Source organism: Conyzicola nivalis (assembly GCF_040548875.1).
GTDB classification, from domain to species: domain Bacteria; phylum Actinomycetota; class Actinomycetes; order Actinomycetales; family Microbacteriaceae; genus Conyzicola; species Conyzicola nivalis_A.
Window position 1 is genome coordinate 1,480,620 of the sequence record NZ_JBEPSJ010000001.1, and the last position, 20,145, is coordinate 1,500,764.

Genomic DNA, 20,145 nt, shown 5'->3' on the forward strand with positions numbered 1-20,145 from the left:
CACGCAATCCACCCCAGAAGGAGATCAACCATGAGGCGCAAACTTCTCACCCTCGCCGCGTTCGCCGCCGGCTCAGCAATGCTGCTGAGCGGCTGCGCTCCGTCGGCTCCCGCCGGCACCGGCGCCGACAGCTCGGACTCCGCCGACGACGTGACCCTGAAGGTCTGGTCGTGGCGCACCGAGGACATCGAGAAGTACAACTCGATCTTCGACGTCTACGAGAAGGAGAACCCCGGCGTCACCGTCGAGTTCGAGGCATTCCAGAACACCGAGTACAACCAGATCTTGACGACGGGACTCGCCGGCAGCGACGGACCCGACATCCCGATGGTGCGCGCCTACGGGCAGCTGCAGCCGAACATCGTCGCCGGACAGCTCGAGCCGATCGACGGCAAGGTCGACGGCCTCGACGAGATCGCCCCGAGCGTGATCGCGGGCGCCGTCGGCAAGGAAGACGGCAAGACCTACGCGGTGCCGCTCGCCACCCAGACCCTGCAGATGTTCTACAACAAAGACATCTTCAAGGAGAACGACCTCGAGGTGCCCACCACCTGGAAGGAGTTCGTCGCGGTGAACGAGACGCTGCTCGCCAACGACGTCACTCCCATCGCGCTGGGCGCGAAGGACGACTGGATCCTGCCGATCTTCGCCGACATCATCGGCTCCGGCCGCTATGGCGGAAGCGAGTTCGAGAAGAAGGTGCTCGACGGCAGCGCCACCTTCGAGGACCCCGACTACGTCGCCTCGCTGCAATTGGTCGAGGACATGAAGAAGTACATGACTCCGGATGTCGTCGGCGTCAGCTACACCGACAGCCAGATCCAGTTCACCTCCGGGCAGGCGGCGCAGTTCCCGGGCGGCTCGTTCGAGATCGCGACCTTCTCGACGCAGGCACCCGACATGAACATCGGCTCCTACCAGGTGCCGCTGCCTCCCAAGGCAGTCGCCGAGGCACCCGTCACGCCCGCCTACGCCGACGGCAACTTCGCGATCAACTCGAAGTCGCCCAACAAGGAGGCCGCGTTCAAGCTGCTCAACTGGTTCGCCACCCCCGAGTTCGGGCAGCTCGTCGCCGACGACCTGAACCAGTTCTCCGCCGTGCCCGGAGTGGAGTACTCCGACAAGGTCATGGCCGAGGCGTGGGACAACTACGAGAAGAGCAAGGCACCGTACCTGCTGCTGGTGAACTTCCGTTACGGTGAGCCGCTCGGTACCGCCGTTCTGGGCCAGCAGGTTCAGAAGATGCTGCTGGGTGAGCAGGATGCCGCTGGCGCCGCCTCCACCCTGCAGACCGGCATCTCCCAGTGGTTCACACCCACCAAGTAGCACGACCGAATAGGCGAGAAGGAATGAAGACCATGTCCGTTACGAACACGCGCAGGAGCCGGCACATCGGCATAACCCTGTCCAAGCGCACGGGTTTGGTCTTCATCCTTCCCGCCCTGATCCTCTTCACCGTCTTCGTCCTGTACCCGCTGTTGACCGCGCTCAGCTACTCCTTCTTCAACTGGACGGGCATCGTGCGCGGCGACTTCTCGGTGCTCGACAACTACGTGACGCTGTTCACGAAGCTGCCGTACCGCGACCAGGTGCCGAACGCGTTCTTCCATAACGTCCTGTTGTTCGTGGGTGCCATGGTGTTCCAGAACACCGTCGGTCTCGGGCTCGCGGTTCTGCTCCACCGCCTCAAGCGGTTCAAGCGGTTCTTCCAGACGATCTTCACGCTCCCCTATCTCGTGTCGCCGCTCGTCGTCGGGTACCTGTGGTCGCTCATGCTGTCGCCGCTCTTCGGGCCGGTGAACTTCATCCTCAAGGCGGTCGGCCTCGAGGAGTTCGCCCAGCCATGGCTCGGCAACCCGGCCACGGCCATCTGGGTCGTCGTGTTCGTGACGGCGTGGCAGTGGGTCGGGTTCCCGGTGCTGCTCTACGGCGCAGCGCTCGGCGGCATCCCGCAGGAGATCGAAGAGGCCGCGTCTCTCGACGGCGCTTCGTCCTGGCAGCGCTTCCGCGAGGTCACCTTTCCGCTGCTCACCCCCGCCATCGGCACCGTGAGCGTGCTCACCTTCATCGGAGCGATGGAAGCCTTCGCGATCCCGTACGCCCTGGGCGGCTCGCAGGGCTCGCCGGCTGGCGCGACAGACGTCCTCAGCCTGCTGTTCTACCGCACCGCCTTCGAGTCGGGGGCGTCCAACGCCATCGGCACGTCGTCGGCGATCGCCACCCTGCTCTTCGTGTTCATCTTCGGAGTCGCAGTCTTCATCACCTGGTTCATGCGCAAGGCCGAACGGAAGCTCTACTGATGGCATCGATCACACCGGTACTGCCCACCGAGGCCGACCGCATACTCGAGGAACCGCGTCTCGACGCCCGCCCGCCCAAGCGCCGCAGGGGCTTCTCCCTCAAGGACGCCACGGCATCCACCCTGCTCTGGGTGTACGCGCTCATCTCCATCGCCCCGCTCGTGCTCATGGTCAGCAACTCCTTCCGCACGACGCAGGAGATGGCGTCCAACCCCATCGGCTTCCCGATCGCGCCGACGTTCTCGAGCTACCAGAAGGCGTGGGTCACCGCGTCTTTCGAGACCTACTTCGTCAACTCGATCGTCGTGACAGTGGCGTCGGTCGTGCTGTCGACCGTGGTGTCGCTGCTGGCCGCCTACGCTTTCGCCCGCACGAAGTCGAAACTGTTCGCCGCGATCGAAGCGCTGTTCCTATCAGGGCTCATGCTGCCGGTGTACCTGGCAATCCTGCCGCTGTTCTTCCTGCTCGACAGCCTCGGCATGATCAGCAACCTGTGGAGCCTGATCCTCGTCTACGGCGCCCTCGGCATACCGTTCTCGACGTTCGTGCTCGCGAGCTTCTTCCGGCAACTGCCGATCGAACTCGACGAAGCCGCCCGGCTCGACGGCGCCGGGTCGTTCACCACCTTCTTCCGGGTGCACCTGCCGCTCGTGCGTCCCGCGATCGCGACGGTGGTCGTGTTCCGATTCGTGCCGGTGTGGAACGACTTCTTCTACCCGCTCATCCTCATCCGCGACCAGAACGCCTACACGCTGCCGGTGGGCATCACCCGGTTCTTCGGCGAGTACCAGACCGACTGGGCCACCCTCTTCGCCGGGCTCACACTCGCGACGATCCCGCTCGTGGTGCTGTTCCTGCTCGCCACCAAGCAGATCGTCTCGGGGCTCACCGCCGGAATGAGCAAATGACCTGGGTGGTCGGGATCGACATCGGCGGAAGCGGCAGCCGTGCCGTGCTCGCCGGGCCGGGCTCGCCGCCGCGGCTCCTCGGTGGCGAACGAGCGAGAATCGCCGAGGGCGGCAGCAGCATCGCGGATGTCGCGGCCGACCTGCTGCGGCGGGTGGCTCACGACTGGCCCGCCGAGTCGACGCAGCTGAGCGGCATCGCGGTCGGCGCAACCGGTCTCGCCACCCTCGTCGCCGATCCCCGCGCCGCCGTCGACGCGCTCGCCGCACTCAACCCGGCGGTGCCGATCGCCCTCGCGACCGACGCCGTGACCACCCACCTCGGTGCCCTCGGCGGCGAGGGCGGCGCCGTGGTCGCCGTGGGCACCGGCTCGATCGCCTTCGCCACCGACCTCGACCGGATCTGGCACCGCGTCGACGGGTGGGGACACCTGCTCGGCGACCGCGGCGCCGGCGCCTGGATCGGCATGGAGGGGCTGCGCGCGGCGGCTCGCGCACACGACGGTGTCGACGACCTGGCTGAACCGCTGCTCGCGGCCGCCCGCGAGCGCTTCGGCGACCCGCAGACGTGGCCCGCCCAGTTCTACACCCGGCAGGACCGCGCGGGCGTGCTCGCCGGCTTCGCGCCCGCGGTGGCGGCCCTCGCGGCAGACGACGACGCTCCCGCGACAGTCATCATGCGCGGCGCCGGCGAGCAGGTGGCACGCTCGCTCTCCGCGGCATTGATCGACGGAGTGCCGGGGCTCGCCTCCACCTCCGGCGGGGTGTTCGACGCCGGAGGCGTCTTCGTCGAGGCGTTCCGCACGGAGTTCGCCCGCCTGCGCCCCGACGTCGACCTGCGCGAACCGCTCGGCTCGTCACTCGACGGCGCGGTGCGGCTCGCGCGGAGGCTCGGCGAGTCAGGCGACCTCGACAGTCGCGAGCAACACATCTGGGTTGCGGGGCGCTGACGTGACCACCACCACCCCTCGGCTCGACCACACCCTCGTGCTCGACGAACTCGGGCAGCTGCTCGGCTCGAACCTGCTCACCGACCCGGCGACGCTCGACGCGATGCGCGCCGACAAGTCGGGCCATGTCTCCCCCACCACGCCTCTCGCCGTCGTCCTTCCCCGCTCGGTCACCGAGGTGCAGGCGGTCATGCGCCTCGCCACCGCGCATCGTGTGCCAGTCGTCACCCGCGGGGCCGGCACGGGCCTGGCCGGGGGCGCTCTCGCGTCGGCCGGCGAGATCGTGCTCTCCACTCTGGCGATGAACCGCATTCTCGAGATCAACGCCGCAGACGAGCTGGCTGTGGTGGAGCCGGGAATCATCAACGCCCGGTTCAACCGCGAGCTCGCACCGCACGGCCTGTGGTTCGCACCCGACCCGGCCAGCAGGGAGATCTCCACGGTGGGCGGCAACATCGCCACCAACGCTGGCGGCCTGCTCTGCAACAAATACGGGGTGACCCGCGACGCCGTGCTCGGCCTGTCGGTTGTGCTCGCCGACGGCCGCCTGGTCGAGATGGGGCACCGCAGCACCAAGGGTGTCACCGGGCTCGACTTCACCTCCCTCATGGTCGGGTCGGAGGGCGTGCTCGGAGTCATCGTCGGAGCGACGGTTCGCGTTCGCCGCATCACCCCGGGCACGGTGTTCACCATCGCCGCCTACTTCACCGACGTGCGCACCGCGGCCGCGGCATCCGCTTCTGTTACCGCGAGCGGAATCCGCGCCTCGGTGATGGAGCTGATGGATGCCGCGTGCCTGGCAGCCGTCGGCCCGTATCTGGGTCTCGACCTCGCGGACCGCGGCGGCGCATACCTGGTGGCCCAGACCGACGGCGGCTCTGCGGAGGAGGAGGCCCGGCAGATCGCGGCGATCCTCGCCGCGGCCGGCGGCATCCCGAGCATCACGGGCGACCACGCCGAGGGCGAGGCGCTGCTCGCGATCCGCCGGGCGATGCATCCCGCCCTCGAGACCACGGGAACGGTGCTCATCGAAGACGTCTCGGTGCCGCGCAGCGCCCTGCCGGCCATGTTCGACGCGATCGCCTCGATCGAGGCACGCTTCGGCATCACGATTCCCACCGCCGCCCACGCGGGCGACGGCAACCTGCACCCGAACTTCGTCTTCGCCGGCGCGGTGGTCCCTCCGCTCATCTGGGAGGCCGCAGACGCTCTGTTCCAGGCGGCCATCGCGCTCGGCGGCACCCTCACCGGCGAACACGGCATCGGGATCCTCAAGAGGCGCTGGCTTCGCGGCGAGCTCGGCGACGACCAGTTCGACCTGCAGCAGCAGGTGAAGTCGCTGTTCGACCCCCTCGGGCTGCTCAACCCCGGAAAGGTGTTCTGACCATGGAGGTCATCATTCTCGATACCGAGCGCGAGGTCGCCCGCGAGGCCGCCGACCTCGTCGCCGGGCTCGTCAGGCGCACCCCGACCGCGGTGCTCGGCGTCGCGACGGGCAGTTCGCCGCAGGGCATCTACCGGGAGCTCGCCCGCCGCGTCGCCGCCGGAGACCTCTCGTTCGCCCGGGCGCGCGCGTTCGCGCTCGACGAATACGTGGGGCTGCCGCGCGAGCACGCCGAGAGCTACCACTCCGTGATCGCACGCGATGTCGTCGCCCCGCTCGGCTTCGATGCGGACCTCGTGCGTGTGCCCGACGGCCTCGATCCCGACACCGACGCCTCCACCGACCGCTACGAACGGGCGATCGCCGAGGCGGGCGGCGTCGACCTGCAGATTCTCGGAATCGGAACCAACGGCCACATCGGCTTCAACGAGCCCACCTCGTCGCTCGCCTCGCGCACCCGGATCAAGACGCTCGCTCCGCAGACGCGTCGCGACAACGCACGCTTCTTCTCGAGCCCCGCGGATGTCCCGGCCCACTGCATCACCCAGGGGCTCGGCACCATCCTCGAGGCCAGGCAGCTCGTGCTGGTAGCGCAGGGCGCGTCGAAAGCCAGCGCCATCGCCCACGCCGTCGAGGGACCGCTGTCGAGCATGTGGCCGGGATCGTTGCTTCAGCTGCACCCCCACGCGACCGTGATCGTCGACGAGGCCGCGGCGAGCGAGCTCCAGCTCGGCGAGTACTACCGGTACGCGTACGCCAACAAGCCGGCCTAGCCGTCTCGCCCCCAGAACTCGGCGATCCGCCCGGCGATCGCCCGCCCCTGGTCGTACCCGCTCCGAGCGGCGGGCGCGCGCAGCGACAGATCCATAGCGTCGGGGCCGAAGAGATACTCCGCGTCGCTGTCGGGGAAGACCGTCTCGACGGTGCTTCCATTCGCGCGCAGGTCGTCGAGGTGGGTGGAGAGATGCGTGCCCCACTCCGGCGGCGTGAGCGAGCGTCCGCCGAAGGGCGACAGCACCAGCACTCTCGCGTAGCCGGCTGCCAGATCGGCGTTCTCCGCGTTGGACCGGTAGCCCCCGTCGATGTACCGGCCTTCTCCGACGCTGTAGGCGAAGCCGCTGGAACAGCTGGCGGCCACCGCGTCGACCAGCTCGATCCCGCCGTGGCGGTCGAACACGACCGGCTCGCCGGTTCGCGCGTCGACCGCGGTGATGAGCACCCGCTGTGCGGGCCACTCCTGGCGGGGCAGCCGGGCTGCGACGATGGAGCGCCACCGCCCAGATCCGTCTGCCGCGGCATCCGTCTCCAGTGCAGCCGCGCCCATTCTGCGACGCAGGTCGGCGGGGTCAGCCGACGCGGCGATGATGCGGGTGAGTCTTTCCATGTGGTCGGCGACCGCGCCCGCGGCGGGGCGCCCGCCGTCGGGTCCGATCGGTCCGCTGCGTCGCGGCGGAATTGCCTCGAGCGCCTGGGCCAGAAGCTGAGGCGGAGTAGCCCCGGTGATCTGTGCCGCAGCGGTCGAGCCCGCCGACGTGCCGACGATCAGGTCTGCGTCGGTCACGTCTACGCCTGCGTCGAACAGGCCGGCGATGACGCCGATCAACCATGCGTTGCCGGTCGATCCGCCGCCGCCGAGGACAAGCGCCGTGCGGGAAGAGTGTTGAGGTGAGGGATTCATAGTCGTAGCTTTCCGAGAGTGCGTGCAGCGCTCCCCGCGACGGCTACGTCAGTCGCGCGATCGTGAACTCGAAGGAGCGCCCAGAGTGGACAGTGTGTGCATCGGGCTCACCCCCTCGGATCGTGTCACGTTCGTCGCACACTCTATCGGCCGGGGGCCCGGCACGAAAAGTAGCGGCGCGGGTCGTCTCGTCACCCGAATCGAGTGAGCTCTCGGGCGACGCCCGCGAGGTAGCGTCGTTGCATTGTGGTGTGCAGCGTGAGAGAGCTGGACGATGAACAGATGTGACCGCGGCCCCTTGGGATAGGTGATCGCCGTGCCCAGGAGCGGGTCTGCAGCCCGCAAGTTGCCGAAGCGACCGGCGTCCGCTCTCGCGGAGCGGTGGACGACCGTCGACGGTGTCGACGTGTTCTATCGCGAATCGGCCACCCCGGTCGACACTCCCACGATGATGCACGTGCATGGCTTCGGGCTGTCGGGACGCTATCTGCTGCCGACGGCCGAACTGCTCCGCGACGAGTTTCACACCCTCGTTCCCGATCTGCCCGGCTTCGGTCGGAGTGCCAGACCCCCGAAACCTCTCGACGTTCCCGGCCTCGCCCACGCAGCCGCCCGTTTTCTCGACGATCGCGGCGTCGAGACCGCCACCCTCGTCGGCAACTCGATGGGCTGCCCGGTCATCTGCGAGTTCGCGTACCACTATCCGGAGCGCATCGACCGGGCCATCCTCGTGTCTCCTGCCGGCGGTCGACACAACCAGCCGCTGCAGCGGGCGATGCAGCAGCTCGCCCGCGACGGTCTGCGAGAACCCCCTGCGTTGGTCAGCGTCGCGACCCCCGACTACCTGCGTTTCGGTGTGCCCAGCACGGTGCGGATGTTTCGGGCCTTGACCCGTTATCCGTCGCTCGACCGGCTGTTGGCGCTGCGCATCCCGACGCTCGTCGTCTTGGGGAGCAGGGATCCGCTCATGCCGGGGCCGGAGCGCGTGCGCGAGATCGCCCAGAAGACCGACAACCATGTGCTCGTGGTGGTGATCGAAGGGGCGGCGCACGCCATCAACTTCAGCAACCCGGGCGAGCTCGCGAACGTGATCCGCTTGTTCATGGCCGACAAGCCGATCGTCGACGATCCGCAGTCGCCGGGTGACGCTCACTCCTACGAGATCCATCGCGGCACGCTGCATCCGCCCAGCTCTGCTGCTTGACGGCCGCCGAAGAGCTGACCGGCGAACTCCCGCTCAAGCGGACGATGCTAGCGGTGCCGCGTGGCCGAGGGTGGTGGAGCGTCAGCGTCACGGCTGAGCAGAGCCGCGACAAGGAAGCATGCCGCCCCCAACAGGGTGCCGAGATTCGCCCACAGCTCGCTGACGACTTCGCCGGTTGACGGAGCGACATACGCTCCAATCGCGGAGATGGCGAAGAAGATCGAACCAACCATGTTGAGCCACGTGCACCGCCAGATGCGGGCGTTCGGATCCCACAGCGTGTCGCGCATCGTCGTCGCAAAAATTGCCAGAACGCCCGCCACAAGAAAACAGGCCGAGCCAAAAACATCCGGTCGCCAGCCGGTACGAAGGTGGGAGGTGGGGTGCAATGCGTTGAGTAGAGCCTGCGTGGTGCTCAGATTGAAGAACAGAGTGCCGCCGAACTGCACCACGGCCGCCCACCAGTCGAGTGCATCGGCTCGCGTCACGTCGCGACGCGGGCGTCTGCTCATGGCCAGTTGGATGAATGCGGCTGCGGTGAAGAAAAGCGCCCCCGTGAAGAAGATGAGATCGGTGACGACCACGTCGATAAGATCGCTGGCCGACAACACCGCGCCGGCCACGAACAGAAGTGAGCCGACGGCGAATCCCCAGGACTCCCGACGAAGGCGGATGGTGCGCGAGACCGGCATGGGTCGACGCTAAATCGCGGCTGGCTCGATGACCTCATCCTGTCGGGATGACGAGTCGATATTCGGCCGGTCCGGGGCTTGACGCGTTACTTGTTTTTTGCAAGTGTGTTCTCGTCCGCAAACGGAACCGAGACAAGGAGTAAGCGATGACCGCAATGTTCGTCAATCTGCCGGTGACCGACCTGGAGCGCGCGAAGGCGTTCTACACGGCGATCGGCTTCACCATCAATCCGCTGTTCACCGACCACAACGCCGCGTGCGTGGTCGTCGAAGAAGACCACAGCGCGTTCATGATCCTGACGCGCGACTTCTTCCAGACCTTCACCGACCTGCCGATCGGCGACCCGACCAAGGCACCCACCGTGTCCACCGCGATCTTCGTCGACACCAGGGAGAAGGTCGACGAAGCCGTCTCCCGCGGCCTGGACACCGGAGGCTCGGAACCGCGCCCCGCCAGCGACTACGGCTTCATGTACCAGCGCCAGCTGACCGACCCCGACGGCAACCTGCTCGAGTTCGGCTACATGGACCCCGTCGCCGCCGAACAGGGCCCCGAGGCCTTCGCCAAGCAGCAGGCCTGAGCCGGTGGCCGCGCGCGACTACGGGCAGTACTCCGGCATCACCCGCGCCATGGAGCTCGTGGGGGAACGCTGGGCTTTGCTCATCGTGCGCGACCTGCTCGTCGGGCCTCGCCGCTACGGAGAGCTCGGTGCGGGTCTCCCCCGCATCCCGAGCAACATCCTGGCGGCGAGGCTCAAAGAATTGCAGGCGGCCGGCATCATCCGCCGGGCGCCGCGCTCACGCGTGATCGTCTACGAGCTGACCCCCTACGGTCGCGAACTCGAGCCGGTCGTGCTCGCCCTTGGCGCCTGGGGATTCAAGGCTCTGGATGAACCGAGGGAGGAGCAGATCATTACCCCCGACTCGATGACGATGGATCTGCGCACCGCCTTCCGTCCGCTCGTGGCGGCAGGGCTACCCGCGACCGCCTATGCGGCCCGGTTCGGGGTAGCCGAGCTGCTTATCCGGGTCGAGGGCGGGGAACTGGACGTGAGCCGCGGCGACGGCGAGGCCGACCTCGCCTTCGCCGCGGGTCCGGACATCCGCCGGCTCATCTCCGGCCAGCTCGCCCCCGAGCGCGCGATCTCGACCGGGGTGGTCGAGGTGCTGCGCGGGCGGGGCGAGCTGCTGACGAGGTTTGCGAGCACGTTCCACATTGCGGCGTGAACCGAGTCCACGCACTCCCCCTCAGGCCGAAACCAGCAGGACATCGAGCCTGCTGTAGCCCTCCTCCATGCCGGCGCTCATGCCCTGATCGATCATGTCCTGCATGTTCTCGAGCGACGGGAACACGCTGCGGCCGATGATGCGCGAGCGCCCGCCGGGGAGGTCTTCGAACCGCATGATGTCGAGGCTCACCTGGTCGGGCGCGCCGTCCCATTCGAAGGTCTGGATGATCATCTCGCCCGGCCGCGCGGTGTGAATAGCGCCGCGAAAGGCGTACTCGGCGTCGTCGTCCTTTTGAACGAAGCGGTAGACGCCGCCGGACCGATGGTCCCACTCGGTGACTTTCGTCTCGTACTTGCTGGGGCCGATCCAACGGCTGTACACGTCGGGGTCGGCGTGCGCAGCATAGACGGCCGCTGCCGGTGCGTCGAATTCTCGCACGGTGTCGATGAGTGGCTGACCCGGCAGCGTTTCGACGGTGAGGGCGTTGCTCATGATTCCTTCTCCTTCTTCGGTGGGGAAGCTGCGAGAACGGCGTCCAGCCGTCGGTAGGCAGCCTCCGCTTGCAGGCGATAGCGGTCGATCCACTCGGTGAGCTGCTCCAGCGCGGCGGCATCGAGATGCACCGGGCGACGCTGCGCATCGCGCGAGCGCGTCACCAGCCCCGCCCTTTCGAGCACGGCGATGTGCCTCGACACCGCCTGCTTCGAGATAGCGAACGGCTCGGCGAGTTCGTTGACGGTCGCGGATCCGGTGCTGAGGCTCGCGACGATCGCTCGACGCACGGGATCGGCGAGCGCCAGGAACGCGTCGTCGAGTCGAGCGCTGTCCACTATGCAACTCCTATGTTTATCAACCGATGTGTTGATTAACGTACCGCTTTCAGTGCATGCGGTCAAGCGGTCTCGCGAACCAACCCGCCGTGCCGACCCTCAGATCACGCCCAACGCCAGCATCGCGTCGGCGACACGGGTGAACCCCGCGATGTTCGCGCCCGCGACATAGTTTCCGGGCGAGCCGTATTCGTCGGCGGTCTCGAGGCATCGGTCGTGGATGCCTCGCATGATGTTCGAGAGGCGATCCTCGGTGTACTCGAACGACCACGAGTCACGCGACGCGTTCTGCTGCATCTCCAGAGCGCTCGTGGCGACCCCTCCGGCGTTCACCGCTTTCGCCGGCGCGAACTGGATCTGCGCTTCACCGAACAGCTTGATCGCGGCCGGCGTCGTCGGCATGTTCGCGCCCTCCGCCACGATGCGGCAGCCATTGCGGATCAGCTCGGCGGCGCCCGTGGCGGTCAGTTCGTTCTGCGTCGCGCAGGGCAGAGCGATCTCGCAGGGCACGTCCCAGATGGAACCGTCGGCGACGAACGTCGCGTTTCCGCCGCGCAACTCCACGTATTCGGAGATGCGGCCGCGCCTGACGTTCTTGATCTCCTTGAGGAGTTCGACGTCGATGCCCGCCTCGTCGACGACGTACCCGCTCGAATCCGAGCAGGCGATGACTACGCCGCCCAGCTGGTGAACCTTGTCGATGGCGTAGATCGCCACGTTGCCCGATCCGGAGACCACCACCTTCTTGCCCTCGATGCTGCTCCCTGCCGCGCGCAGCATCTCGTCGACGAAGAACACGGTTCCGTATCCCGTCGCCTCGGTTCGCACCTGCGAACCGCCCCAACTGAGTCCCTTGCCGGTCAACGTGCCGGACTCGTATCGGTTGGTGATCCGCTTGTACTGCCCGAACATGTAGCCGAGCTCGCGCCCGCCGACTCCGATATCCCCGGCCGGCACGTCGGTGTACTCGCCGAGGTGCCGGTAGAGCTCGGTCATGAACGACTGGCAGAAGCGCATGACCTCGGCGTCGGTCCTCCCCTTCGGGTCGAAGTCGGAGCCGCCCTTTCCGCCCCCGATGGGAAGCCCGGTGAGTGCGTTCTTGAAGATCTGCTCGAACCCCAGGAACTTCACGATTCCGAGATAGACGCTGGGGTGGAACCGCAGCCCGCCCTTGTAGGGCCCGAGCGTCGAGCTGAACTCCACGCGGAACCCGCGGTTGACCTCGATCTCGCCGCCGTCGGTGACCCACGGGACCCGGAAGATGATCTGTCGCTCGGGTTCGCAGAGTCGCCGGATGACCGCAGAATCGGCATACTGCGGATGCTTCGCCACCACCGGCCCGAGGCTCTCGAGTACTTCGCGCACGGCCTGGTGGAACTCCGCCTCGCCCGGGTTGCGGCTGAGGACCTCCTCGAAAACGGGCACGAGTCTTTGGTCGAGAACTGGCATTGAGACCTCCTGAGCGAAACCTTCACCCTACCCAGTACCCAGGTACAAGACGTCGCGCAGACGCTGCACTGTCGTCCGATGTGCAGGCCGCTGCGCCTCTTTAGCCTCGTCAGTATGCGAAGGGAAAGCACGTGATTACAGCAGAGGCGCTCGTGAAGCGTTACGGCACCAAGGTCGCCGTCGATTCGATCGACTTCTCGGTGAGGCCCGGCCAGGTCACGGGTTTCCTGGGCCCGAACGGGGCGGGCAAGTCCACCACGATGAGGATGATCGTCGGTCTCGACCGCCCGACCGCGGGACGGGTCGAGGTGAACGGCCGCCCGTACCGCGAGCACCGCGCACCGCTTCGAGAGGTCGGAGTGCTGCTCGACGCGAAGGCGGCGCACGCAGGCCGGTCGGCCTACAAGCACCTGCTCTCCATCGCGGCAACACACGGAATCGGGGCCAAGCGGGTGCGCGAGGTCATCGGCCTTGCCGGCCTTGATTCGGTCGCAGGAAAGCGTGTGGGCGGATTCTCGCTCGGCATGGGCCAGCGGCTCGGAATCGCGACCGCGCTGCTGGGCGACCCGGCCACGATCATCCTCGACGAACCGGTGAACGGTCTCGATCCGGAGGGCGTGCGGTGGGTGCGAACGCTCATGCGCAGCCTGGCCGCCGAGGGCCGCACGGTGCTGCTCTCATCGCATCTGATGAGCGAGATGGCTCAGACCGCTGACCGCCTCATCGTCATAGGCCGCGGTAGGATTCTGGCGGATGACGCCATCGGAGATGTCATCTCGGGTGCTACACGTTCCACGACCAGGGTGCGTACGCGAGAGACGGAACGACTGATGGCGACGATCGCCGCGCCGGGCGTCGTCGTCTCCCTGCTAGCGGATGGTGCGATCGAAATCACGGGACTGACCGCCGAGCAGGTCGCTGTCGCAGCCTCTGCGGCAGGCATCGTGCTGCACGAGGTCGCATCCGTCTCGGGTTCGCTCGAAGAGGCGTACATCGCCCTGACGGCGGGCGAGGTCGAATACCGATCGTCGAATATCGTGCAGGAAGGGGCAGTCAGATGAGCACACTCGAGACGCGGCACACGGATGTCGCCCCCGACCACGACCGGCTGAGCTTCGGCCGGGTCATGCGGTCGGAGTTCATCAAGATCACAAGCCTCCGCTCGACCGTGGGGCTCCTGCTCGCGATCGTCGCCCTGGGCATGGGCACGAGCGTTATTCTCGGGCTGACGATCAAAGACGCCGGCCTGCCCAGCGCAGCCTCGGTCGGGTTCATGCTCGACCAGGTCACCATCGGCACCGTCTTGTTCGGGCAGCTCATCGCCGGAGTGCTCGGGGTGCTCGTGATCAGCGCGGAGTACTCGAGCGGAACCATCCAGACGACGCTCATCGCGGTGCCGTCCCGACTGGCCGTGCTCTTCGCCAAGGCGATCGTGCTGTTCCTCTCGGTGGCGGCGGCCGCGTCGGTGGCGCTGTTCGGGTCGTGGGCGGTGACCTACCCGATGCTCGCCGCCTACGGGCTCGAGATCGGGCTGACCGAGCCCGGGGTGGTGCTCGCTCTCGTCGGTGGCGCCGTCTACGTCGGCTTCGCCGCGGTGCTCGGCCTCGGTATCGGCACCCTGCTGCGCGCGGTCGCGGCCGGCGTCGCGACCGTCATCTCGGTGATCCTGCTGCTGCCGATCATCCTCTCGGTGATCCCGGCGTCAGATGTGGTGCGAAGCATCCACCTCCTCTCCATGTCGAAGGCGGGCGACGCCTTGACCAATACCGCGGACGGCACGGCGTTCGTCGATCTCGCAGACGGGTACGTCAGCCCGGCGGCCGGATTGCTGATCGCGGCCGTCTGGGCTCTCGCCTTCCTCGTGATCGGCGCCGTGCGGCTGCGCAAGAAGGACGCCTGATCTCCCCGCGAATCGGGTCGCGCGGTGCCTCGATCGAGGCGCCGCGCGATCGCCGTGCCTTCCCGCTCTGGGACGCGCTGAATGTTGCCGCGTACGGCGCGCTCGCCGTCGGCCTGGCTCTGCTCTCGGTCGAGCCGCCGCACGCGACTCCCCTCTGGGCGATGATCGTGCTCGTACTCTGCGGCCTGGTGGTTCTCGCCGTGGGCCGGCGGTATCCGCGTCTGGCCTTCGCCGGCGTGATGGTGCTGTCGGTGCTGTCGCTCGCGGCCGGGTCCGGCGCCGAGGTGCTGCTCGCCGTCGTGGCCGTGTACCTCGCCGGGGTCTGGCGGGGAGGAGCGGCGGCCTGGGTCAGTTTCGGTGTGGCAATGGTCGCCGGCGCGCTCGGAGCGTTCGCCCTCACCCTCCGGGGAACCGTCGGACCCCCGATTCTCGGCCTGCAGCCGCCACTGCTCGCCCGCGACACGGTGGCCGACTGGGCGAACTTTTATGTGGTGATCGCCGTCGCACTGCTGATAGCGACCCTGCTCGGCATCAATGTCGGGCACCGGCGCCGGCACATCGGCGAGCTGGTCGACCGCGCCGAACGACTCGCGCGCGAACGCGACCAGCAGGCCGAGACGGCGCGAGCCCTCGAGCGGGAGCGCATCGCCCGAGAGATGCACGACGTGATCGCGCACAGCCTCTCCGTCATGATCGCGATCTCCGACGGAGCGCACGCCGCGGCCGACGAACGACCGGACGTCGCGAAGGAGGCGATCGGCCGCGTCGCCGATACCGGCCGGAGGACCCTCGGAGAGGTGCGTCGCCTGCTCGGGTCTGTGCGCGACGATCGCGGCACCGAGGCGGCCGAGCACGCGCCGCAGCCCGACGCGTCGCAGCTGGCGTCGCTGGTGACCGAGTTCGTGGCGGCCGGCCTTCCAGCTCGCCTGGTCGTCACCGGTTCACCGTCGACCGATCCGGCGATCGGCCTAACCGTCTACCGCATCGTGCAGGAGTCGCTCACGAACGTTCTGCGCCACGGTCGGCGGGTGCGGTCCGCGACGGTCACGGTGACGTGGATGCCGGAGGAAGTCACCATCGTCGTGCACGACACCGCGGCGGCGGTTGCCGAGTCATCGAACGCCGGTCGGGGAATCGTCGGGATGCGCGAACGGGTGGCGATGTACGACGGCGTGATCGAGGCGGGGCCTCATGAAGAGGGCGGATGGCGCGTCCTGGCGCGACTGCAATGGGAGGAGCGATGACCGTGGAAGACATCAGAGTGCTGCTCGTCGACGATCAGGAGCTCGTGCGCTACGGCTTCCGGCTGATGCTCGACTCGACGCCCGGCATGATCGTCGTCGGAGAGGCGGGCGACGGAGCGCAAGCCATCGGCGCCGCCGAACGGCTCCACCCGGATGTCGTGCTGATGGACGTGCGCATGCCGGGGATGAGCGGGATCGAGGCCACGAAACGCATCGTGAGCGCCCACCCAGACACGCGTGTGCTGGTTCTCACGACCTACGACGTCGACGAGTACGCCTTCGGAGCGCTCGGTGCCGGTGCGGCCGGTTTTCTTCTGAAGGACACCCGGCCCGACGACCTCGTCGCGGCCATCCGCGCCGTGCACTCCGGTGACGCGGTCGTCTCGCCCCGGATCACCGCGAAGCTCATCGAGGTCGCGGCGCCGCACCTCGGGCTGAGGCAGGGCCCAGCCACCGACGCGGACGAGGCGCTGTCGGAGCTCACGGCGCGAGAGCGCGAGATCTTCGTGCTCATCGGCCGTGGCGAGACGAACGGCGAGATCGCCACGAGGCTCTTCGTGAGCGAGTCGACGGTGAAGTCGCACGTCGGACGGGTGCTGTTCAAACTCGACCTGCGCAACCGCGTGGAGGCGGTGATTCGCGCGTACGAGCTCGGTGTTGTCGGATAGCGACGGGGTACTCTGCGGCTGCGGTGCCGCATTGACGAGCTGATTGTCGGAGCAAGAACCGCAGCACCCCCACAACTGGCCACTGTCGAGCGCCACTCATTTAGTGCATGCTCAGACTGATGCTCGGCCGGTGGGCGTCGCGACGACAGGATTTATATGTCTGCTGGAGATTCCGCGGCGTTCGAGTCACAACGCCAGCGACTTCTGGCGGCCGAGCTTGACCGCCTCGCGGTAGCTGCTAAGGAAATGGAGCGCCGGTTCGCCGCGGCCGCCCACAGCGAGCGACGCCTCGCACACACGCTCGAAGCGCTCGAAGAGCGCGGATACACGCTGCTCGCCGACCGGCGTTGGCCGAAGAGCCGCCGCGCTCAGGTGGACTTCATCGTCGCCGGCCCCGGAGGCGTATTCATCGTCGACGCGAAGGCGTGGCGCGACGTCTACATCGCGGCAGGCGCCGTGTTCCGAGACCAAGCGGACGTAACGGATGAATTTGCCAGTATCGCCGATCTTGCCGACTGGACGCGAACCAGTCTCGCCGAGATCGGGTTGGCGCCAGGTGAAGTCCACGCATTGGCAGTCTTTACAAACAAGCGCAATGTGAAAAGCGCCGACCTCTACGGGGTGACGCTGCTTTCGGAGACCGACGCAGTCATCCGCATCTCCAGTGCCGGAGCGCGCCTCTCCCCCGGCCGGCTGGGAGCCGTGGTCGACGCACTTGAGGCGCTCTTCCCCGTCTACAGGACCGATACCCCGTTTGAGTTCGACCTTTCTTTCGTGGAGCCGGCGATGCCGGAGGACCTGCCCGACCTCGCGCCCGAACTCGCCGAGATCGATCGACTAACAGCCGAGGAGATCGAGAGCGCCCTAGTCGAGGGCGTTATGGCATTGCCCATCGAGGATTGGATGGCCTTCCTCCACCCCACGCAGGCGAAGCTCGTCAACCGCAGCTTCTCGGGTCCGTCTCGCATTCGAGGAGCGGCCGGAACAGGAAAGACCGTTGTCGGCTTGCATCGCGCTGCCTACCTCGCTCGGTCGAATCAGGGCAAGGTGCTGGTGACCGCGTTCGTGCGCACGCTTCCGGCGGTCCTGGAGTCGCTGCTCGAAAGACTGGCACCCGATGCATCCGACCGCGTCGAGTTCCGCGGAATTTACGGCTTCGCGAGCGATGTGCTGAAGTCGCGGGGCATCCCGTTCGATCTGCAACCCGAGGCCGCACAACGGATCTTCCACGCACTCTGGTCACAGCACGGCGGCGCTCTCTCGGAGCTGGATCCGTCTGCAGACTACTGGCGTGACGAGATCAACGCGGTGATCAAGGGCCGCGGCATCCGCACGCTCGACCAGTACTCCGCGCTGGCCCGCACGGGGCGACGGCGCCGGCTCACCGTCGAACAGCGCCGCCACGTCTGGCGGTTCTACGTTGCATACGAGCAGGCTCGCAAAGAAGCCCAGATCTATGACTTCCCCGACGTGATCCTGCACGCCGCGGCATCCCTCCGCACCAAGCCGCTCGAGGGCTACAGCGCTGTCATCATCGACGAGGCCCAGGACCTCACCTGCATGATGGTGCGGATGCTGCACTCTCTCGTCGGAAATCGGCCCGACGGACTCAACCTCATCGGCGACGGCCAGCAGACCATCTACCCCGGCGGGTTCACGCTCGGCGAGGCCAACGTCTCCATCGCGGGACGTGGCGTCGTCATGACGACGAACTACCGCAATACCTCCGAGATCGTTGAGTTCGCCGCCTCTCTCGTCACCGGCGACGAGTTCGTCGACATCGAAGGGGCGATGAGCCTCGCGGATGCCACGGGCGAGATTCTGAGGCACGGTCCGCCTCCGCAAATCACCAGATTCGACTCGGCGACGCTGCACGACCAGTCGCTGGTGAAGCACGTGCTGGCGGTGAGGGCGACCGGCACCGGCTACGGCGACGTCGGCGTGCTCGCTCTCGCCAACTGGCAAGCAGCGCACATGGTCAAGACGCTGAACGCCGCCGGTATCCCGACGATCGAGCTCACCAAGTACGACGGCCGATCGGTCGACGCAGTGAAGGTCGGAACGGTGCACCGCGCAAAGGGGCTCGAGTTCAAGCAAGTACTGATGGCGCGCACGCCGCGTGCGCTGCTCGAGCCCGCCCCGACCGGCGAGAATGCGTCAAGCGAGCGACGCGAGCTGGATCGACGCGCGCTGTACGTGGCGATGACGCGGGCTAGAGACGGGTTGTGGGTCGGTGTTTCGTAGACGACACGGTCGTAGGTGGCAGCGATAACCTCGAACTGGAGTAAGTTTCGGGAAAGTAACCGTCACCGATGATTGGGAAACGACCGTTGAGCGAAGAGCAATCCTGGAGCACGGCCCGACTCATTCCGACATCGGGCATCAACGGACCGGACGAGCAAGAGCGTCGAGCGACTTCCGCTCTCCTTGCGGTCATGTCCTCGGTCAAAGAGTTTGGGCGCACGCTCACCGCGCCACTGGGTGCACCGGCGGGACAGCTCGATACCTTCATCGAAGTGCCATTCGTGATCGGTGAGCGAAAAGTATTTCCCGACGGCCTCATACGCGCAAAGCGCGGACAGAAGCAATGGACTGCGTTGGTCGAGGTGAAGACCGGAGACAATGCTCTCGCATCAGACCAACTCGAGGACTATCTCGACGTCGCCCGCGAACACGGGTTTGATGCTCTGATCACGATCTCCAACGAGATCCCGGCATCAGTAGGGCTGCATCCCACCACAGTCGACAAGAGGAAACTTCGCAAGGTGGCGATCCACCATTGGTCATGGAGCGAAGTACTTACTCACGCCGTGATGCAAAAGGAGTTTCGCGGAGTCGCCGACCCCGAGCAGGCCTGGATTCTCGGCGAACTCATTCGCTATCTCGAGCACCCGAGATCCGGCGCGATGTCGTTCGATGACATGGGGCCGAGCTGGGTCACGATTCGGGATGCCGTCTCGGCAGGAACGCTTCGCGTCTCCGACAAGGGGGCGACCGACGTCGCCAACCGTTTCGACGCTCTTGTGCGCTTCGCCTGTCTAAGACTCGGTCGCCAACTTGGAACTGAAGTGACGCCGCTGTTGACCCGTCTGGAAGTCAGTGAACCTGCGACAAGGACCGCGACCCTAGTGGCTTCCCTGGCCAGCACAGGCACATTGAGTGCGTCGATCCGCATCCCGAACGCTGTCGCACCGATGGTCTTCGAGGCAAATCTTCGTTCGAACAAGATCAGCTGCTACTTCGACCTCGACGCTCCTCGGGAAGGAAAGCCAACAACCCGCGTGAACTGGCTCATTCGCCAGCTCAAGGACGCGCCTGAGACCGTCAGCATTGAGGCTTTCGTAGCACGATCCAGAACCGGCGCCGCCGAGCTCCTGCGCGACGCTCGCGAAACGCCTGCGAAACTCGTTCTTGACCCGGCCAAAGACATCAAGTCGTTCCGAATCTCTCAACACCACACTCTCGGCTCGAAGCGCAATGCAGGTCGCGGTTCGTTTATTGATTCCGTTCTGAGCGCGATTGACACCACCTATGCGGATGTCGGTCAACGTCTGAAGGTCTGGTCCGCGACCCCTCCGCGACTTCGTTCGACCGATGAGGTCGAGGTCGACACGACCGTCACGGAGTCGCTCACATCGAATGCAATGTCCTCGCAGGACGGTGACGCTGCAACGCCTCCGACCGGAAGTGAATAGTCCCGAGGTTGCGATA

General features: G+C 66.7%; 20 protein-coding genes. 15 read left to right on the forward strand and 5 right to left on the reverse strand.

All coding sequences use genetic code 11. The features are described 5' to 3' along the window. Nucleotides 1-30: 30 nt before the first annotated feature. From ABIE21_RS07300 to nagB, 6 genes are read left to right on the forward strand one after another with little or no spacing between them, the layout of a single operon-like run. A complete protein-coding gene (locus tag ABIE21_RS07300; RefSeq protein ID WP_354024111.1) occupies nt 31-1,326 on the forward strand; it encodes an ABC transporter substrate-binding protein in 1,296 nt (431 codons plus the stop codon). A 32-nt stretch (nt 1,327-1,358) separates the two neighbouring features. Next, the gene (locus ABIE21_RS07305) at nt 1,359-2,300 is read left to right on the forward strand and encodes a carbohydrate ABC transporter permease (RefSeq protein ID WP_354024112.1); all 942 of its coding nucleotides are present in this window, start codon (nt 1,359-1,361) and stop codon (nt 2,298-2,300) included. Next, nucleotides 2,300-3,208, forward strand: a complete 909-nt coding sequence (locus tag ABIE21_RS07310; protein WP_354024113.1) for a carbohydrate ABC transporter permease — start codon at nt 2,300-2,302, stop codon at nt 3,206-3,208. Before ABIE21_RS07305 ends, ABIE21_RS07310 begins: the two co-directional genes overlap by 1 nt. Continuing rightward, nucleotides 3,205-4,155, forward strand: coding sequence for an N-acetylglucosamine kinase (locus ABIE21_RS07315; protein WP_354024114.1), 951 nt, complete (start codon nt 3,205-3,207; stop codon nt 4,153-4,155). Before ABIE21_RS07310 ends, ABIE21_RS07315 begins: the two co-directional genes overlap by 4 nt. Before the next feature lies 1 nt (nt 4,156). Then, complete coding sequence (locus ABIE21_RS07320; protein ID WP_436232311.1) at nt 4,157-5,539, forward strand: FAD-binding oxidoreductase; 1,383 nt, start codon at nt 4,157-4,159, stop codon at nt 5,537-5,539. 2 nt (nt 5,540-5,541) lie between these two features. Then, entirely contained in the window at nt 5,542-6,312 is a 771-nt protein-coding gene (gene nagB, locus ABIE21_RS07325) for a glucosamine-6-phosphate deaminase (protein WP_354024115.1), read from the forward strand. Here nagB and ABIE21_RS07330 read toward each other — a convergent pair. Continuing rightward, entirely contained in the window at nt 6,309-7,217 is a 909-nt protein-coding gene (locus ABIE21_RS07330) for a patatin-like phospholipase family protein (RefSeq protein WP_354024116.1), read from the reverse strand. The two genes, nagB and ABIE21_RS07330, sit on opposite strands and share 4 nt — an antisense overlap. A gap of 448 nt (nt 7,218-7,665) precedes the next feature. On the opposite strand from ABIE21_RS07330, the gene ABIE21_RS07335 reads away from it, so the two are divergent. Beyond that, entirely contained in the window at nt 7,666-8,421 is a 756-nt protein-coding gene (locus ABIE21_RS07335) for an alpha/beta fold hydrolase (RefSeq protein WP_354024117.1), read from the forward strand. A gap of 47 nt (nt 8,422-8,468) precedes the next feature. Here the strand turns inward: ABIE21_RS07335 and ABIE21_RS07340 are convergent, their stop codons facing one another. Further along, nucleotides 8,469-9,113 (reverse strand): hypothetical protein, encoded by a 645-nt coding sequence (locus ABIE21_RS07340; RefSeq protein ID WP_354024118.1) that lies wholly within the window; start codon nt 9,111-9,113, stop codon nt 8,469-8,471. A gap of 146 nt (nt 9,114-9,259) precedes the next feature. Between ABIE21_RS07340 and ABIE21_RS07345 the strand changes: the two genes are divergently transcribed. Both ABIE21_RS07345 and ABIE21_RS07350 read left to right on the forward strand, forming a co-directional pair. After that, the gene (locus ABIE21_RS07345) at nt 9,260-9,694 is read left to right on the forward strand and encodes a VOC family protein (protein WP_354024119.1); all 435 of its coding nucleotides are present in this window, start codon (nt 9,260-9,262) and stop codon (nt 9,692-9,694) included. A gap of 4 nt (nt 9,695-9,698) precedes the next feature. After that, the gene (locus tag ABIE21_RS07350) at nt 9,699-10,340 is read left to right on the forward strand and encodes a winged helix-turn-helix transcriptional regulator (protein WP_354024120.1); all 642 of its coding nucleotides are present in this window, start codon (nt 9,699-9,701) and stop codon (nt 10,338-10,340) included. A 21-nt stretch (nt 10,341-10,361) separates the two neighbouring features. On the opposite strand, the gene ABIE21_RS07355 is transcribed toward ABIE21_RS07350, so the two are convergent. The 3 genes from ABIE21_RS07355 to gdhA all read right to left on the reverse strand — a co-directional run bounded on the left by ABIE21_RS07355 (nt 10,362) and on the right by gdhA (nt 12,622). After that, the gene (locus ABIE21_RS07355; RefSeq protein WP_354024121.1) at nt 10,362-10,835 is read right to left on the reverse strand and encodes an SRPBCC domain-containing protein; all 474 of its coding nucleotides are present in this window, start codon (nt 10,833-10,835) and stop codon (nt 10,362-10,364) included. Beyond that, nucleotides 10,832-11,176, reverse strand: a complete 345-nt coding sequence (locus ABIE21_RS07360; RefSeq protein WP_436232323.1) for an ArsR/SmtB family transcription factor — start codon at nt 11,174-11,176, stop codon at nt 10,832-10,834. The genes ABIE21_RS07355 and ABIE21_RS07360 overlap by 4 nt, the downstream gene beginning before the upstream one ends. Nucleotides 11,177-11,272: 96 nt before the next feature. Beyond that, complete coding sequence (gdhA, locus tag ABIE21_RS07365) at nt 11,273-12,622, reverse strand: NADP-specific glutamate dehydrogenase (RefSeq protein ID WP_354024123.1); 1,350 nt, start codon at nt 12,620-12,622, stop codon at nt 11,273-11,275. A gap of 131 nt (nt 12,623-12,753) precedes the next feature. Here gdhA and ABIE21_RS07370 point away from each other — a divergent pair, with 131 nt between their 5' ends. The 6 genes from ABIE21_RS07370 (at nt 12,754) to ABIE21_RS07395 (ending at nt 20,129) form a co-directional block, all read left to right on the forward strand. Next, nucleotides 12,754-13,683: an ABC transporter ATP-binding protein gene (locus tag ABIE21_RS07370; RefSeq protein WP_354024124.1), complete on the forward strand. Its 930-nt coding sequence runs from the start codon at nt 12,754-12,756 to the stop codon at nt 13,681-13,683. Then, nucleotides 13,680-14,522: an ABC transporter permease subunit gene (locus tag ABIE21_RS07375; RefSeq protein ID WP_354024125.1), complete on the forward strand. Its 843-nt coding sequence runs from the start codon at nt 13,680-13,682 to the stop codon at nt 14,520-14,522. The genes ABIE21_RS07370 and ABIE21_RS07375 overlap by 4 nt, the downstream gene beginning before the upstream one ends. 161 nt (nt 14,523-14,683) lie before the next feature. After that, a complete protein-coding gene (locus tag ABIE21_RS07380; RefSeq protein ID WP_354024126.1) occupies nt 14,684-15,766 on the forward strand; it encodes a sensor histidine kinase in 1,083 nt (360 codons plus the stop codon). Next, nucleotides 15,763-16,434 carry a response regulator transcription factor gene (locus tag ABIE21_RS07385; protein WP_354024127.1) on the forward strand — a complete coding sequence of 224 codons (672 nt, stop codon included), beginning with the start codon at nt 15,763-15,765 and terminating at the stop codon, nt 16,432-16,434. The genes ABIE21_RS07380 and ABIE21_RS07385 overlap by 4 nt, the downstream gene beginning before the upstream one ends. 246 nt (nt 16,435-16,680) lie before the next feature. Then, a complete protein-coding gene (locus ABIE21_RS07390) occupies nt 16,681-18,678 on the forward strand; it encodes a nuclease-related domain-containing DEAD/DEAH box helicase (RefSeq protein ID WP_354024128.1) in 1,998 nt (665 codons plus the stop codon). Between the two features lie 86 nt (nt 18,679-18,764). Further along, a complete protein-coding gene (locus ABIE21_RS07395) occupies nt 18,765-20,129 on the forward strand; it encodes a hypothetical protein (protein WP_354024129.1) in 1,365 nt (454 codons plus the stop codon). Nucleotides 20,130-20,145: the final 16 nt, after the last annotated feature.

What these genes read in the sequence shown, in the direction of transcription:
- ABIE21_RS07385 (WP_354024127.1), top strand. Translation starts at nt 15,763, where the DNA reads ATGACCGTGGAAGACATCAGAGTGCTGCTCGTCGACGATCAGGAGCTC.
- ABIE21_RS07355 (WP_354024121.1), bottom strand. Translation starts at nt 10,835, where the DNA reads ATGAGCAACGCCCTCACCGTCGAAACGCTGCCGGGTCAGCCACTCATC.
- ABIE21_RS07300 (WP_354024111.1), top strand. Translation starts at nt 31, where the DNA reads ATGAGGCGCAAACTTCTCACCCTCGCCGCGTTCGCCGCCGGCTCAGCA.
- ABIE21_RS07345 (WP_354024119.1), top strand. Translation starts at nt 9,260, where the DNA reads ATGACCGCAATGTTCGTCAATCTGCCGGTGACCGACCTGGAGCGCGCG.
- ABIE21_RS07330 (WP_354024116.1), bottom strand. Translation starts at nt 7,217, where the DNA reads ATGAATCCCTCACCTCAACACTCTTCCCGCACGGCGCTTGTCCTCGGC.
- ABIE21_RS07305 (WP_354024112.1), top strand. Translation starts at nt 1,359, where the DNA reads ATGTCCGTTACGAACACGCGCAGGAGCCGGCACATCGGCATAACCCTG.
- ABIE21_RS07335 (WP_354024117.1), top strand. Translation starts at nt 7,666, where the DNA reads ATGATGCACGTGCATGGCTTCGGGCTGTCGGGACGCTATCTGCTGCCG.
- ABIE21_RS07310 (WP_354024113.1), top strand. Translation starts at nt 2,300, where the DNA reads ATGGCATCGATCACACCGGTACTGCCCACCGAGGCCGACCGCATACTC.
- ABIE21_RS07380 (WP_354024126.1), top strand. Translation starts at nt 14,684, where the DNA reads ATGATCGTGCTCGTACTCTGCGGCCTGGTGGTTCTCGCCGTGGGCCGG.
- ABIE21_RS07390 (WP_354024128.1), top strand. Translation starts at nt 16,681, where the DNA reads ATGGAGCGCCGGTTCGCCGCGGCCGCCCACAGCGAGCGACGCCTCGCA.
- nagB (WP_354024115.1), top strand. Translation starts at nt 5,542, where the DNA reads ATGGAGGTCATCATTCTCGATACCGAGCGCGAGGTCGCCCGCGAGGCC.
- ABIE21_RS07315 (WP_354024114.1), top strand. Translation starts at nt 3,205, where the DNA reads ATGACCTGGGTGGTCGGGATCGACATCGGCGGAAGCGGCAGCCGTGCC.
- gdhA (WP_354024123.1), bottom strand. Translation starts at nt 12,622, where the DNA reads ATGCCAGTTCTCGACCAAAGACTCGTGCCCGTTTTCGAGGAGGTCCTC.
- ABIE21_RS07375 (WP_354024125.1), top strand. Translation starts at nt 13,680, where the DNA reads ATGAGCACACTCGAGACGCGGCACACGGATGTCGCCCCCGACCACGAC.
- ABIE21_RS07340 (WP_354024118.1), bottom strand. Translation starts at nt 9,113, where the DNA reads ATGCCGGTCTCGCGCACCATCCGCCTTCGTCGGGAGTCCTGGGGATTC.